This window comes from Sinorhizobium sp. 7-81, assembly GCF_030124405.1.
Taxonomy (GTDB): Bacteria; Pseudomonadota; Alphaproteobacteria; order Rhizobiales; family Rhizobiaceae; genus Sinorhizobium; species Sinorhizobium psoraleae.
Genome location: NZ_JASKLT010000003.1, coordinates 516,270 through 530,145 on the forward strand (window position 1 = coordinate 516,270; position 13,876 = coordinate 530,145).

General features: G+C 61.9%; 12 protein-coding genes. 8 read left to right on the forward strand and 4 right to left on the reverse strand.

Annotated features, from left to right (window positions below; genetic code table 11):
- Positions 1–73: 73 nt before the first annotated feature.
- Positions 74–2,623 (reverse strand): methyl-accepting chemotaxis protein, encoded by a 2,550-nt coding sequence (locus QN224_RS15020; RefSeq protein WP_283977341.1) that lies wholly within the window; start codon positions 2,621–2,623, stop codon positions 74–76.
- A 435-nt stretch (positions 2,624–3,058) separates the two neighbouring features.
- On the opposite strand from QN224_RS15020, the gene QN224_RS15025 reads away from it, so the two are divergent.
- From QN224_RS15025 to mobB, 3 genes are read left to right on the forward strand one after another with little or no spacing between them, the layout of a single operon-like run.
- On the forward strand, positions 3,059–3,967 hold the full coding sequence (locus tag QN224_RS15025) for a DMT family transporter (RefSeq protein ID WP_283977342.1): 909 nt from the start codon (positions 3,059–3,061) through the stop codon (positions 3,965–3,967).
- Positions 3,968–3,985: 18 nt separating this feature from the next.
- Complete coding sequence (mobA, locus tag QN224_RS15030) at positions 3,986–4,639, forward strand: molybdenum cofactor guanylyltransferase MobA (RefSeq protein WP_283977486.1); 654 nt, start codon at positions 3,986–3,988, stop codon at positions 4,637–4,639.
- Positions 4,636–5,148 (forward strand): molybdopterin-guanine dinucleotide biosynthesis protein B, encoded by a 513-nt coding sequence (mobB, locus tag QN224_RS15035; RefSeq protein WP_283977343.1) that lies wholly within the window; start codon positions 4,636–4,638, stop codon positions 5,146–5,148. The genes mobA and mobB overlap by 4 nt, the downstream gene beginning before the upstream one ends.
- Before the next feature lie 112 nt (positions 5,149–5,260).
- On the opposite strand, the gene QN224_RS15040 is transcribed toward mobB, so the two are convergent.
- On the reverse strand, positions 5,261–7,462 hold the full coding sequence (locus tag QN224_RS15040) for an OmpA family protein (protein WP_283977344.1): 2,202 nt from the start codon (positions 7,460–7,462) through the stop codon (positions 5,261–5,263).
- 394 nt (positions 7,463–7,856) lie between these two features.
- Between QN224_RS15040 and QN224_RS15045 the strand changes: the two genes are divergently transcribed.
- From QN224_RS15045 to QN224_RS15060, 4 genes are all read left to right on the forward strand, one after another.
- On the forward strand, positions 7,857–8,639 hold the full coding sequence (locus QN224_RS15045; RefSeq protein WP_283977345.1) for an ABC transporter substrate-binding protein: 783 nt from the start codon (positions 7,857–7,859) through the stop codon (positions 8,637–8,639).
- Between the two features lie 249 nt (positions 8,640–8,888).
- A complete protein-coding gene (locus tag QN224_RS15050) occupies positions 8,889–9,692 on the forward strand; it encodes an ABC transporter permease (protein WP_283977346.1) in 804 nt (267 codons plus the stop codon).
- Positions 9,689–10,519 (forward strand): ABC transporter permease, encoded by an 831-nt coding sequence (locus tag QN224_RS15055; protein WP_269283276.1) that lies wholly within the window; start codon positions 9,689–9,691, stop codon positions 10,517–10,519. The genes QN224_RS15050 and QN224_RS15055 overlap by 4 nt, the downstream gene beginning before the upstream one ends.
- 224 nt (positions 10,520–10,743) lie before the next feature.
- Positions 10,744–11,010, forward strand: coding sequence for an usg protein (locus QN224_RS15060; RefSeq protein ID WP_283977347.1), 267 nt, complete (start codon positions 10,744–10,746; stop codon positions 11,008–11,010).
- A 23-nt stretch (positions 11,011–11,033) separates the two neighbouring features.
- On the opposite strand, the gene QN224_RS15065 is transcribed toward QN224_RS15060, so the two are convergent.
- Together QN224_RS15065 and QN224_RS15070 are read right to left on the reverse strand one after the other, a co-directional pair.
- Entirely contained in the window at positions 11,034–11,738 is a 705-nt protein-coding gene (locus tag QN224_RS15065) for an SDR family oxidoreductase (RefSeq protein WP_283977348.1), read from the reverse strand.
- Between the two features lie 282 nt (positions 11,739–12,020).
- Positions 12,021–12,752: a DUF2270 domain-containing protein gene (locus QN224_RS15070; RefSeq protein ID WP_269283269.1), complete on the reverse strand. Its 732-nt coding sequence runs from the start codon at positions 12,750–12,752 to the stop codon at positions 12,021–12,023.
- Between the two features lie 211 nt (positions 12,753–12,963).
- On the opposite strand from QN224_RS15070, the gene QN224_RS15075 reads away from it, so the two are divergent.
- Positions 12,964–13,791, forward strand: coding sequence for a methyltransferase (locus QN224_RS15075; RefSeq protein WP_283977349.1), 828 nt, complete (start codon positions 12,964–12,966; stop codon positions 13,789–13,791).
- Positions 13,792–13,876: the final 85 nt, after the last annotated feature.

The following is a 13,876-nucleotide window of genomic DNA, read 5'->3' on the forward strand; positions in this document are numbered from 1 at the left end:
TCCCAGAACCAGAGAAAAATCAGAAGGCCCCGCAGTCGCTGGCGACCGCGGGGCCTTCTGCTTTCAACATAGGTCAGGCAGCGTAGGTCGATCCGTAACGAAGCTGCCTGTGATCGCTCAGCCCGCCAGTGCCAGTCTTGAAACGCTCGATCTTCTCGTTGAGCGCTTCGACCTGCCGGCGCAGGCCGTGGATTTCCGCCGTGTTCTCCTCGACCATCGCAGCGTTCTGCTGCGTGATCAGCTCGACCTCGTGAACGGCTGAATTGACCTCGCTGAGACCGGTATACTGTTCCGCTGCGGAAGCCTCGATATTGCTGACGAGCTGGTGAATGGTGGCGATGTGGTCGTTGATCACCGCCAGCGCGTCGCCTGTCTCCTGCACCAGCGCGACGCCGCTGCGCACCTGGGCGGAGCTTGCCGAGATGAGCCCTTTGATCTCGCGGGCCGCTCCCGCGCAACGCTGCGCCAGTTCGCGTACCTCCTGGGCAACGACGGCGAAGCCACGGCCCGCGTCGCCGGCGCGGGCCGCCTCGACCCCCGCGTTCAGCGCCAACAGGTTGGTCTGGAAGGCGATCTCGTCGATCACGCCGATGATCGTGCCGATCTTCTCGGACGAACGATTGATTTCCGCCATGGCATCGATCGCCTTGGCGACGACCTGGCCGGAATGCTGGGCATAGTTGTTCGTCTCATCGACCGATATGGTCGTGCTGCGCGCGCTTTCGGCGGTCGAGCGGACGAGTTCGGTGAGCTGACGGAGCGCGCGCGAGCTTTCCTCGAGCGCCGCCGCCTGCTGCTCTGTACGCCGGGCAAGATCGTCGGCCGAGGCCGAGAGATTGCCGGTACCGCCGGTGATCTCCTCCGTGACGAGGCGTACATCCGTCAGCGTCGCACGCAGCGCTTCGACGGCGTTGTTGTAGGTGCGCGCCATGATCACGTAGTCCGCAGGCAGATCCTCCGCCATGCCTTCCTCGAGGTTGCCGGCGGCAAGCTGGGCAAGGACGTCGGAAAGAGCATTGAGCGCCTGCATCTGCTCGGCTTCGATGCGCGCGCGCTCCTGCGAGCGGCGTGCCTCCTCCGCGGCCGACAGGGTCCGCGCAGCTTCCGCCTCACGTTCCAGCCGCACGTTTTCCAGTGCGTTGTCGCGGAAGACAGCAACCGAGCGCACCATGTCGCCGATTTCGTCGCCGCGATTGCGGCCTTCGATCGCCACTTCGAGGTCGCCGTTGGCGAGCCGTGTCATGGTTTCGGTGACGCGTTTCAACGGGCCGCGCAGTGTCTCGACCAGCATCAGGCCACCGATGATGGAAAGCAGCGTCCCGGCGACCATGGCGATGATCGAGACGGTCGCCGAGCGCTGGCTGTCCTGCTTCCCGGCTTCCTGCGCGCTGCTGACGAAGCTTTCAAGTGTGCGGCTTGCATCGGCGACAAGCGTCGCGGCCTCGCCCTTGGCGGCCTGCCAGCGGCCGCCGACATCGATCAATGCGGCAGTACCCTTGTCGATACTGTCGAGCGAGGGGCCAAGCTTCGCCGGCAGGTCGCGGAGCGCTGCGTTCTTGCCGCCGAGTTCGGAAAGTTTGAGGGACGTTTCGCGCACGCCGTTGATATCGGCAATCACGAGGTCGCGACTCGCGGCGTCGAGAGAACGGTGCAACTCGCTGATATGAAAGCGGGTATTGTCGAGCCCCTTGAAGGTATCGCTCATCAAAGCGATCAGCGTCTTGAGTGTCGAAATTTCCTCGTCCATCCCGACGAAGCGCTTGGCTGCGGTGTCCGAATTCTTGACCGCTTCCTTGGCAAAATCGGCCTCGTACTTCGAGAGCTTGCTGAGGATCGGCACGAGCGCGTTCTTCTTCGCGTCGTTTTCCTCGGCGCTTGCGAGGATCGCCTGGATCTTCAGCGCCTGCGCCTTGAGTTCGCCGATCGGTTTCTGCACCTTTTCGGAGGCGATCTTCTCGGCTTCACCGATCTGCTTCAGCAGATGCGGCAGCAGCTTGTTTGCCTGGTCGATCTTGGCATCGGGATTGACGGCCATGGTCACCGGCAGGCGGAATTTCTTGATCCGTTCGGCAACCCCCTGATAGGCAGCCGCATCGAAGAGCAGCGCCTTGGCAAAGGCTTCCTTCTCTCCCGATTCCGTCCGGATGATATCGATCTGCTTGTAGGCGCCGTTGCCCTTCTCGGTCATGTCGGCGAGCGCCGCCTCAAGCGACCTCGTCGCCGTGTCCTGCTCGGTCTTTACCGACCAGAGCTTGTCGGTCTGGTTGCGCATCTGAGAGCCAAGGGCGACGACAGAGGCGATTTGCGCCCTGTCCGCCTCGCGTGCCAACAGCCCTTCCAGTGTTCTGACGCCCTGCTCCTGCTCGTCGATCTGCTTCACAAGGACATCGCGCGCTTCCTCGCTCGGACTGTCGGCGAACGCCTGCAACGCGCTGCGCAGCGCCTGAAAATCCGAGAGATTGTTGATGGTCTCGCGCGTCACGGTCATATGCCCGTTGAGCGTGCGCGCGGTGAAGAAACCGACGAGACCGATCCCGGCGATCAGGGCCACGAGCGGAACCACGAAGAGGAGGACTTTTGTGACGATACGCAGGCGCTGTAAGAGGCGATCGATCATAGACATTGCGGACCCCGGGTTCTTTTTTATGAGGAACATGCCCGCACGGTGGCTTCTCTGACGGAAGCGGTGTGAAATGCCGGCGGAAGCACCTCCCAGGCTCCAGCGGGCACGTCGCGGATCAACGGCGCAAAAAGATCTGACGGCCGTCTCCACCGATCGCTTCATGCGATTGGATTGCGGAATCATCGGGACGATAGGCAGCGAAACTTAAGATTCAGCGAATGTTCGCCGGAAGCGGCGGCACGGTGGCGCGCAGCCAGGAATCTTGCGTCGGTACGGCTCACCGCCCCTGTGGAGGGCGATTTTGCACAAACGATGCTTGAGTTTGCGCGAAAGGACGGTCAATGCTTGGCCATGGGGCGCGCATCTCGCCAGACGGATTCGCCTCCTCCCGCCAAGCACGGCATTGGCCTCGGCCGAGGCCACCAGGAAAGACGAATGCATTCATCTGCCAATTTCCGCGGCATCGTTTTGATGTGCCTTGCCATGGTCAGTTTTGCCTGCAACGACGCGCTCGTCAAATCCGTGACCGGCGCCATGAATACCGGCCAGATCATGTTCGTCCGCGGCCTGCTCACCACGGTGATGGTGCTGGTCATCGCCGTCCACTTCCGTGCGTTTCGCCCGATCCGAACGATCCTGCGGCCGGCGATCATCCTGCGCATCGTCATGGAGGCGCTGGCGTCTATCACCTATATTTCGGCGCTCGGCCAGCTACCACTCGCAAACGCCTCCGCGATCATGCAGGCGCTGCCGCTGGCGGTGACGCTCGGCGCGGCGCTCTTCCTGCGCGAGCCCGTCGGCTGGCGCCGCTGGGCGGCAATCGCCATCGGCTTCGTCGGAGTGCTGATCGTGCTGCGACCCGGACCGGAAGGCTTTACCACTGCAGCATTGACCGTCGTCGCCTGCGTCTTCTGCACCGCGACGCGTGATCTCTGCACCCGCCGCATCGGCAGCGACGTGCCGTCGCTCTTCATCACGGTCACGACGGCCCTGATTACGACGCTCGTCGGCGCTGTGCTTATCGTGCCGTTCGGGGGCTGGCAGCCAATGTCGGCGACGTCGCTCACTCACATTGCCATTGCCAGCATTCTCCTGATGTTCGGCTATCAGACGATCGTGCTCGCGATGCGCGACGGCGACATTTCCGTGATCGCGCCATTCCGCTACACAAGTCTGCTCTGGTCGGTCGCGATCGGCATTTTCTTCTTCTCGGAAACGCCGGATAGCTGGATGCTGGCGGGGGTCGCCGTTATCGTCGGTTCCGGCCTCTACACATTCTATCGCGAGAGCCTGCGCGGCAGGAAGGCCGTTGCCCAACGCTCCCTTGCCGGCCCTCTCGAATAGAGGAACGCGTCGATGGCCATGAATGCGCCAGAAGCACCGCCGCGCCCGCCCGCCGTCATCCTCGCCGGCGGCCGGTCCTCGCGCATGGGCAGGCCGAAGGTGGGCCTCGTGCTCGATGGCCGAACGATGCTCGATCGCATCGTCGAGCGACTCGCCCCGCAAGCGGACGTTATTGCGCTCAATCTCAATGCCGCTCCCGGCATCGACCTGCCCCCCGGTCTTGCCGTGGTTGCCGACACGGTGCCTGGCTATTTCGGCCCTCTCGCCGGCATTCTGACCGCCATGCGCCACGCCGCGCAGGCCGCACCACATGCTGCCCACGTGCTGACAGTGCCGGCCGACACACCGTTTTTCCCCGATGACCTCGTGGCCCGGCTTTCCGCAGCGCCCGACCTGGAGGGAAGGATTGCCGTCGCCTGTTCCGACGGGGCCATGCATCCACTGTTTGCGCTGTGGCCGATCGCAATCGCCGATGATCTGGAAGCCTGGATCCGCACCGACACCAAGTTGCGCGTACGCGCTTTCATTGCGCGCCATCCGTCGTCAACGGTAGACTTTCCGATGATCGACACGAAGGCTGGTCCGCTCGACCCCTTCTTCAATATCAATACGCCGGAAGAGCTTCGAGAGGCCGAAGCATGGCTGCAACGCCTCAAGGATCGCAAACAATGAAACAACCCAAGATATTCGGCATCGCCGGCTGGAAGAATTCGGGCAAGACTGGCCTCATGGTCCGCCTCGTCAGTGAAATGACGCGGCGCGGCTACGTCGTGTCCACCGTCAAGCACGCCCACCACGACTTCGACATCGACAAGGTCGGCGCCGACAGTTACCGCCATCGGGAGGCCGGCGCGCATGAGGTGACGATCGTCTCCTCGACGCGCTTCGCGATCATGCATGAATTGCGTGGTGCGCCGGAACCGTCCTTCGAAGAGGTCCTGGCGCGGCTTGCACCTTGCGATCTCGTACTGATCGAAGGTTACAAGCGCGAGCCGATCCCGAAGATCGAAGCACGCCGCCTGGAGTCAGCCAACCGCCAGCCGCTGGCGCCGATCGACCCGCATATCGTCGCCATCGCTGCTGATCATCCGGTGACCGACACCGACCTCCCGGTCTTCGTTCTCGACGATACGGTCACAATCGCCGACTTCGTTGAAAAGGTTACGGGGCTGCGGGGCTGAACCTCCGAACCGAACTCATTTCTCCAGCGACTTCACGGCTTCCTGCGCCCATACATAAAGACGGGGCCGGTCTCCCGGCCCCGTTTCATCAAGCAGTGGCAGCAGGCTGTCGTCAGCGCTGAGCGACCGGCCGCACGAGAGGAGTCACGCGGCGGATGGTCACGCGGCGGTTCTCCTGCTCCTCATCTTGCGTGCGCACCTTCAGGAAGCGCTCACCATAGCCTTGGGTCACGAGGTTTTCCGCGGGGACGCCATAGACTTCGCTGAGGAGCACCGCGACCGATTCCGCACGCTGATCGGAAAGAACCAGGTTCGAGCGGTCCGAGCCGACGGCATCCGTGTGGCCCTCGATGAAGAAGGTTTCACCCGGATCCTTCTCGAGGATCTTCGACATGCCATCCGCGACGCCGCGCAGCGTCTTGGCCTGCGACATCGACACCTCGGCGCTACCCGTCTCGAAGTGGATCGTGTCGAGGTCGATGCGGCGAACCTTGTCGCGCAGGCGGGCGGAGTTGCGCACCTCATCGATCGTGTAGACGCGCTCGACTTGCTCGACCGGCGGCTCGGACAGGAATTCGTAGTAATCCCGGTCCGGATCGTCGGCGTAGTCGACGATGTAATCCTCCACCGGAATGGTGAGACGCATCGGCGGCAGTTCGTAACCGACGTCTACGATCGCCGGACGGTCCTGATCCTCCTCGTACTCGGGCGCATAGATCAGCAGATATTCGTTGCCGTCGCTGTCGATACGCGAGCGCTGCACGATATCGCCATAGCGGTTGTAGACCGTGACGATCCGATAGCCGCCCGGACGAACGATGGTCTCACGGACGCGGTCGCGCGGCAGCTGGTCGTAGAAGGTTTCCTCCGAATCGCGCCGCAGACGCGGCCGGTCGTCACCGCGGACGAAAATGCGGTCGCCGACGCCGAGGATCACGCGGTCATCGACCTCCTCGACCACTTCCACCTCGGTGACATTGTTCGTCGTGTTGTTGTTGATCACGGTGTTGTTGACGATCGTGTTGTTGACGATGTTGGTCGTCTCAGGTACGGCGAAGACCGGCGCTTCTTCGATGCGCTGTCCTTCCTCGTTCAGATTGGCCTCGATCCTCTGTGGAATCTGTTCCCGGACCTCGGTTGATATTTTCGCCTGGGCTGCGGCATCGTCGGTCGGAGGCGCTACGCTTTCTTCCTTGGCGCGCAATTCCTCACGCTGCTTGCGCCGAGCCTCGCGGGCACGGTTGCCGCCCACATTGTCGGCATCCTTGTCGCTGTCGAGAACGGCTGCACCGTTTTCGACCGGAAGCACAACTGTGTCGTCGCTCGCCGCCGGGTCCTTGGCAATCTTGACCTTCTCTTCCTCCGTGCGCTCATCGACCACTTCCGGAGCACGCTGGCCACGCGGCCGTTCGCCGGTACCCTCTGCCGTCGCCGGTGCTTCCGCGCCAGGAGCGGGCTGTTCGCCTTCACCAATCTGTTCGGCTGGCTGATCCGTCTGGCGCTGTTCTTCAGCCTGCTGCTGGCGCTTCCTGCGGGCGGGAGCCTGTTGCTCCTCAGCCTGCTGCGGAGCGCCCTCCTCGGCGGCGGGTTGACCTTCCTCAGCCTGCTGCTGCTGGCGCTTCTTGCGTGCCGGAGCCTGCTGCTCCTCGGCCTGCTGTGGAGCACCCTCTTCGGCGGCGGGCTGCTGTTCTTCAGCCTGCTGCTGACGCTTCTTGCGCGCTGGGGCCTGCTGCTCTTCAGCCTGCTGCGGAGCTTCCTCGGCGGCGGGCTGCTGTTCCTCAGCCTGCTGCTGGCGCTTCTTGCGCCTTGGAGCCTGCTGCTCCTCGGCCTGCTGCGGAGCGCCCTCCTCGGCGGCGGGCTGCTGTTCCTCAGCCTGCTGCTGGCGCTTCTTGCGCCTTGGAGTCTGCTGCTCCTCGGCCTGCTCCGGAGCGCGCTCCTCGGCGGCGGGTTGCTGTTCCTCAGCCTGCTGCTGACGCTTCTTGCGCCTCGGAGCCTGCTGCTCTTCAGCCTGCCGCGGAGCCTCCTCAGCGGCGGGTTGCTGTTCCTCGGCCTGCTGTCGGCGCTTCTTGCGGACGGGGGCCTCTTCCTCGGCCTGGCGTTGTTGCTCCTCAGCCTGCCCCTGGGGCTCTTCTTCGGCCGCACGCTGCTTTCTGCGCTTCTTAAGCAGCAACTCCTCGGGCGACGGCTGCTCCGCGCCTTCCTGAGCAACTTCGAACGGCGCCATCAGGCTCTCGGCAAGTGCCGGCTGAACGGCAAAGCTCGCCGCGAATACCGGCACGGCCACTGTCGCGAAAAGTCTGGATCGAATCGACATTGTCTTCCTTCCTCTTATTGGGGAGGTCCCGTAGCTTGCCGCGCGTCCTGTCCAGTCGACCTGTCACGGCCGCAAGCCTGCACCTAAAGGGCCATGATCCGCGGTTTCCGACTTTTTTGTGTTCGTCTATGTCGTACTCGCAACGCTGCAGTCGCGGATCGGTTCCGCTTCAAGGCCTATCGGAGGCTACATTAACCTCCGCTGAACGGGCCGTTCATCTTCGCTCGCGGAAGCGAACGGCGCGTGATCCCGGCTTCGCGGTGGGCGATGGCGCTTTCCAGTTGATTTTTGCAGGAGAAGTACGAATATCCCGCCAACCGAGGCGTACGCCCCGGCCCTATTTGGCATCCGCGAACAAGAAAAAACCGGGTGTCAGCCAACAGAGAGGATAATCATGCGTATTTCCAGACGGCTGGCAGCCGCCGCATCGGCTGCCGTTTTCGTGCTCATGGCCAGCACCGCCATGGCAGACGGCGAAAAGGTCGTTATCGGCACGGAAGGCGCCTACCCGCCCTTCAACAATCTCGAAGCGGACGGTTCGTTGACTGGTTTCGACATCGACATCGCGAAGGCGCTTTGCGAAGAGATGAAGGCCGAATGCACCTTTGTGACCCAGGATTGGGACGGCATCATTCCGGCGCTCATCGCCAAGAAGTTCGATGCGATCGTGGCATCGATGTCGATTACCGCCGAGCGCAAAGAAAAGGTGGACTTCACCAACAAGTACTACAACACGCCGCCGGCGATCGTCGTTCCGAAGGACTCTCCGATCACCGAGGCGACCGAGGCCGCACTCGCTGGCAAGACGCTCGGTGCTCAGGGTTCCACGACCCACTCCAACTATGCCGAAGCGCATATGAAGGAGTCTGAGGTGAAACTCTACCCGACCGCCGACGAATACAAGCTCGACATCGCCAATGGCCGCGTCGACGCCGTCATCGACGACGTCGTCGTACTTTCGGAGTGGCTGAAGACCGAGGACGGCGCCTGCTGCAAGCTGCTCGGCACGCTGCCGATCGACCCGGTCATCAACGGCGAAGGTGCCGGCATCGCTGTGCGCAAGGGCGACGACGCGCTGCGCGAAAAGCTCAACAAGGCGATCGAAGCCATCCGCGCAAACGGCAAGTACAAGGAAATCAACGAAAAGTACTTCCCGTTCGACGTCTACGGCAGCTGATCGACGCCACCACAGCGCCGTGCGCCTCTTCTGGCGCACAAGCTGCATGTTTTGTCCGTAAATCGACTGCGATTTGAGGAGAAGATGCAGCAGGCTCGATTTTCGTGCCGATCATACCGGGGAAATCTCGGTTGATGCAAAAAATGCAACGGCGGATGGCTTGCCCTTCCGCCGTTTTTGTTTGACAAGAACCTTCGAAAATAAGCGTCATTGACGCCAAAAAGAACGCTGCAAGGGGAATTTATTGGCATGAGCGGACTGTTCGCCGCCCTTTTCTCCGTTTTCGCCTGGATCGGATCGATCATCGATCCGCTCTGCGGTCCGGTCGGAGTATTTCGTTGGTTCGGCTCCGGCACGCTTCTGGCGTGCGGCGACGCCGGATGGGGCGACGAGATCGCCTACGGATTCCTCATCACTGCAAGCCTTGCGATCGCCACCCTCCCAGTCGGGCTGGTCGTCGGCTTCTTCATCGCGCTTGCCAAGCAATCGAACGAGAAGTCGCTGCGCCTTGCGGCCAACATCTATACGACGATCTTTCGCGGCCTGCCCGAGCTGTTGACGCTCTTCATCGTTTACTACGGCATGCAGATCCTCGTGCAGCAGTTCCTTGCGACCCTCGGCTACGAGGGCCCGGTGGAGATCAACGCCTTCGTTGCAGGCATGATTGCGCTCGGGGTCGTCTTTTCCGCCTACTGCTCGGAAGTGCTGCTCTCCGCGTTCAAGGCTATTCCGCACGGGCAATATGAGGCCGGCGATGCGCTCGGCTTCCATCGCGGCAAGACGATGCGGCTGATCATCCTGCCGCAGCTCGTGCGCATCGCGCTTCCAGGCCTCGGCAACCTCTGGATGGCGCTGCTCAAGGATACCGCCCTCGTCTCAGTCGTCGGGCTGCCCGACATTCTCCGCCAGACGGGCGTCGCCGCCCGCGTCACCAAGCACGCGTTCGAATTCTTCGGCATCGCCTGTATCCTCTTCCTCGTCCTGGCGATGGTTTCATCCGTCGCCTTCTCGGCGCTCGAACGCTGGACCAAACGCGCGGAGATGAGCCGATGAGCATTGCCGAAACCATGATTCCGCCGCAGGCACCGCCACCGGCGCCGCCTAAGCCCTATACGCTTTCGCGCTTCATCGGCAGCGTTACGCTCGGCATCTGGCTTGCGCTTGCCGTCGGCATCTTCCTCACTGTCGTCAACGGCTGGGACCCGGAGAAATTCTCGCGATACGGGCCGAGTTTCCTGTCCGGTCTCGGCGTCACGCTGACGCTCGTGATCTCCTCGATCATCATGGGCGCCATCCTGTCGCTGCCGGTAGCACTCGGGCGCATGTCGAAGAACAAGATCTGGTCCTGGCTTTCCTATGCCTATGTCTATTTCTTCCGCGGCACGCCGCTGATCACCCAGCTCTTCCTCGTCTATTACGGCCTCGGCAGCTTCCGTCCGCAGCTCGAAGCGGTGGGGCTTTGGTGGTTCTTCCGGGATGCCTGGAACTGCGCGCTCTTTACGTTCACGCTGAATACGGCCGCTTACCAGGCCGAAATCCTGCGCGGCGCTATCCAGAGCGTACCACGCGGCCAGCACGAAGGCGCCGCGGCCCTTGGGCTGCCGCAGCGCGTCGCGTTCTTCAAGATCATTCTGCCGCAGGCGATGATCGTCGCGCTGCGCCCCTACGGCAACGAGATCATCCTGATGATCAAGGGCTCGGCGATCGTTGCAATCGTCACCGTCCTGGACCTGATGGGAGAGACGCGCCGCGCCTTCTCCCGCACCTTCGACTACCAGATGTATGTCTGGGCAGCGGTTCTCTACCTGCTGATGGTCGAATTGCTGCGCAACATCTGGGCCTGGTTCGAGGCACGACTGACGCGGCATCTGAAGCGATAGCGCAACGTCAACACGGCAGCGGTCTCTCGGCCGCCTTCCGCGTTGCCCGAGGCCGGTGTGGAGCAGGATCACCGCTCCTCCTAAGGCTTGGCAGCACCGATCGGCGAGTGCTGACAAGCCTTTGTTATTCCGCAGGAAATCTCGTTTCGATACGAATACTAAGACTTGATTAATAGATCAAGCGTTTCATCATAGAGACCACCTTTGCGAGAAGTGAGGTCCTGATGACGAGTGAGATGGAGCTGCAGCTCAAGGGTTATGGCCTGACAACGGCCCAGATTCTCTACCGGATGCCCGACCATCCGACCTTCCTCCAGACCTATATCTGGCAACATTACGACATCGCGCCGGACTTTCCGGAGATGCGCCACTTCCTGAAGTTTTGGCAGGAGAAACTGGACGGCCCGTTGCATTCAGTGCGCTATGTGCATCGCAAGCTGGTATCCGCCAGCGAATGGCGGGCGCTCAAGGGAGAGTTCATTCTCCACTGAGCGCCGCATGGTTCCCGCCGGCGTCACACGGAACGCGTGATTCCGCCGTCGATGCGGATATTCTGGCCGGTGATATAGGCGCCGCGATCGGTCGCGAGCAACGCGATCAATTCAGCGACTTCCTCCGACGTGCCGTAACGCCCCATTGGAATGCGGTTACGCCTCTCCTCCGTCTCCGGCAGGCTGTCGATGAAGCCCGGCAGAACATTGTTCATACGGACGTTGTCGGCGGCATAGCGGTCGGCAAAGAGCTTCGTGAATGCGGCGAGACCGGAACGGAAGACGCCCGACGTCGGAAACAAAGGATCTGGTTCGAAGGCCGCATAGGTGGAGATGTTGACGATGCTGCCGGATTTCTGCTCGACCATGATCGGCGTTACCAACCGGGTCGGCCGCACGGCGTTGAGGAAGTAGACCTCCATTCCCTTGTGCCAGTCCTCGTCGGTCAACTCCAATACGGGTGCGCGCGGCCCATGGCCGGCCGAGTTGATCAGCGCATCGACCCTGCCCCAGGCATCATAGGCCGCATCGACCAGGCGCTTCAGGTCGTCGTTCGACTGGTTCGAGCCGGTGACGCCGATGCCGCCGAGTTCGCGCGCCAGCGCCTCCCCCTTGCCGGATGAGGAGAGGATCGCGACGCGATATCCCTCCGCCGCCATCCTTCGCGCTGCAACCGCACCCATGCCCGAGCCGCCTGCGGTGATGATCGCTACCTTCTCTCCACTCATCTTCTCGTCCTTTATTGCAAGTTTCCCTAAATCGTAGCCGGCTCAAGGAAACATGCAGCATTCAGAGTGCGTCCTTTGCGCGTCCGACAAGATGCTCGACGCCGTAGTCTCCGGCATGCGCCGGGCGCGCAAAAGTCGCGTTGATTTCAAACCAAGCATGCTTCCCTGGCCGAAGCTGCCCCGAGAGCGGATGCAGTTGAAGCAGTCATTTTCGCTGACCGCAAACGACAATTTCTGATGACAGCAACAAATGCACACATCATCGATGCGCTATGCGCACTGTCAGACATGCACCTCGCCGTGAGCGAGTTCGCCCTCGTGATGTTCCTTGTGCAGCGACGCGTAAAGAACAAGGACGTAGAAGAGCGCGACCCCGATCATCACCGCCCAGCCCGGGAGCGGCCCGAGCGCGGCATTTTCGGTCACGTCGGCCCAGGAACGAACGTGGCCGAAAGGTTCGCCGTTGGAGGAAATCTTCGGCGACGAGATCTTCAGCGCCCAGGCCAAAAGCAAGATCAGGTACATCCAGCAATAGTTGCGCTGGAGCCTCCGATAGACGGCTTCGCGGTAACTCATCAGGAAGGCCGGCTTGCGCAGGCTTTTTGCAATCGAGGCCGACCATTTTAGGCTCGGCATCCCCTCCGGCGCAAGAATTTGCGCGAAATAACCGCGCTCGAGTTGGCGTACACGCGCGCGATAGACGTCGAAGAAGCGATAACGTCGCGCTTCGATCAACAGCAGCAAACTTATCAGGAGAATCGCGAACAGCAGGACACCATGATGCGAGGACGGCGTCGACAGAGATACGGAAAGCATCGCCGCAACAACGGTGATCGCCCAGTTCGACGTGCGGTCGATGCGGTCCCGCCATCCGGCCATTCGCCCCATTTCGCCGCGATAATAGTGCACGATCGTGTTGATCGTCTCTTGCGTCGTCTGCGGCAGCGGCGGCCCCTGCCGCTCCGGCAATTCGGTTTCCGTTTCCAATGTCAGCGGGCTCAGTTCAGCGGACATCGGCATTTCCTCCGGTCTTCGTTGTTGAATGGATGATGACTCCTTTCCAGCCGGGGATAAATCCCGTCGAGCTTGAGCATTGTCATTTTTTACCGAACGCTAAATATCGTTTTTTGTTTCGGGCACGCCATTCGATGAATGAGTCGTCCTCTCGGGAGCGCACGGCGAAAGGCGGATTGCCAAAGCCTGTGGACGGTCGTAAGAAGCGCCCATGACGCAACAGAGCAAGAAAATCGACGAGGAAGCCCTGGCGGAGGCGTACAATCGCGCGCTGACGCTGGAGAAGTCCGGCAACCTCGACGCGGCCGCAGCGGCTTACGCGGAAGTCCTGGAACTCGACCCGGAGGATCACGGCGGCGCTGCCGTTCGCCTCGCATCGATTGGCCGCGGCGAAACGCCGTTGAAGGCACCCGACGCCTATGTCGCGACGCTCTTCGACCAACATGCCGATGTCTTCGAGAACGTCCTCGTCGATCAGCTCGATTATTGCGTGCCGCTGCTCGTTCGCCAGCGCCTGCAGGCTCTGAAACTCGGACCCTTCCAGCGCGTTCTCGATCTCGGCTGCGGCACGGGCCTGACCGGCGGCGCGCTGCGCGACATGGCGGAAGACGTCACCGGCATTGACCTCTCCGAAAACATGGTCGAGATCGCCCACGAAAAGGATCTCTACGAGACGCTCTACGTCGCCGAAGCGGTCGATTTCCTGGACGATAACGACGAAGCCCCCTTCGACCTGATCGTCGCCACCGACGTACTGCCCTATATGGGTGCGCTCGAAGCGCTGTTCTTCGGTGCCGTCGACAATCTCGTTCCGGGCGGCCTGCTGATCTTCTCCAGCGAAACGCTTCCCGCGGAAGCGTTCGCCGGCCGCGACTACAAGGTTGGTCCGCATCAGCGCTTCGCCCATTCGGAAGCCTACCTGCGCGATCGCCTGACGGCGACCGGGTTCGAAATCATCGAGATCGGTGATATCACGGTGCGCATGGAGGAAGGCGAGCCGATCGCCGGGCAGTTGGTGGTCGCCCGCTTCAAGCCCTGAGACGAGGGGCGTGAAACCAGCGGATGCGACAGCGAACGCATCCCGGCTCTTTTATGCACGCCGGCCATCGGTTACACCTGCTCCG

What these genes read in the sequence shown, in the direction of transcription:
- QN224_RS15025 (WP_283977342.1), top strand. Translation starts at nt 3,059, where the DNA reads ATGCATTCATCTGCCAATTTCCGCGGCATCGTTTTGATGTGCCTTGCC.
- QN224_RS15050 (WP_283977346.1), top strand. Translation starts at nt 8,889, where the DNA reads ATGAGCGGACTGTTCGCCGCCCTTTTCTCCGTTTTCGCCTGGATCGGA.
- QN224_RS15065 (WP_283977348.1), bottom strand. Translation starts at nt 11,738, where the DNA reads ATGAGTGGAGAGAAGGTAGCGATCATCACCGCAGGCGGCTCGGGCATG.
- QN224_RS15075 (WP_283977349.1), top strand. Translation starts at nt 12,964, where the DNA reads ATGACGCAACAGAGCAAGAAAATCGACGAGGAAGCCCTGGCGGAGGCG.
- mobB (WP_283977343.1), top strand. Translation starts at nt 4,636, where the DNA reads ATGAAACAACCCAAGATATTCGGCATCGCCGGCTGGAAGAATTCGGGC.
- QN224_RS15055 (WP_269283276.1), top strand. Translation starts at nt 9,689, where the DNA reads ATGAGCATTGCCGAAACCATGATTCCGCCGCAGGCACCGCCACCGGCG.
- QN224_RS15070 (WP_269283269.1), bottom strand. Translation starts at nt 12,752, where the DNA reads ATGTCCGCTGAACTGAGCCCGCTGACATTGGAAACGGAAACCGAATTG.
- QN224_RS15045 (WP_283977345.1), top strand. Translation starts at nt 7,857, where the DNA reads ATGCGTATTTCCAGACGGCTGGCAGCCGCCGCATCGGCTGCCGTTTTC.
- QN224_RS15040 (WP_283977344.1), bottom strand. Translation starts at nt 7,462, where the DNA reads ATGTCGATTCGATCCAGACTTTTCGCGACAGTGGCCGTGCCGGTATTC.
- mobA (WP_283977486.1), top strand. Translation starts at nt 3,986, where the DNA reads ATGAATGCGCCAGAAGCACCGCCGCGCCCGCCCGCCGTCATCCTCGCC.
- QN224_RS15060 (WP_283977347.1), top strand. Translation starts at nt 10,744, where the DNA reads ATGACGAGTGAGATGGAGCTGCAGCTCAAGGGTTATGGCCTGACAACG.
- QN224_RS15020 (WP_283977341.1), bottom strand. Translation starts at nt 2,623, where the DNA reads ATGTCTATGATCGATCGCCTCTTACAGCGCCTGCGTATCGTCACAAAA.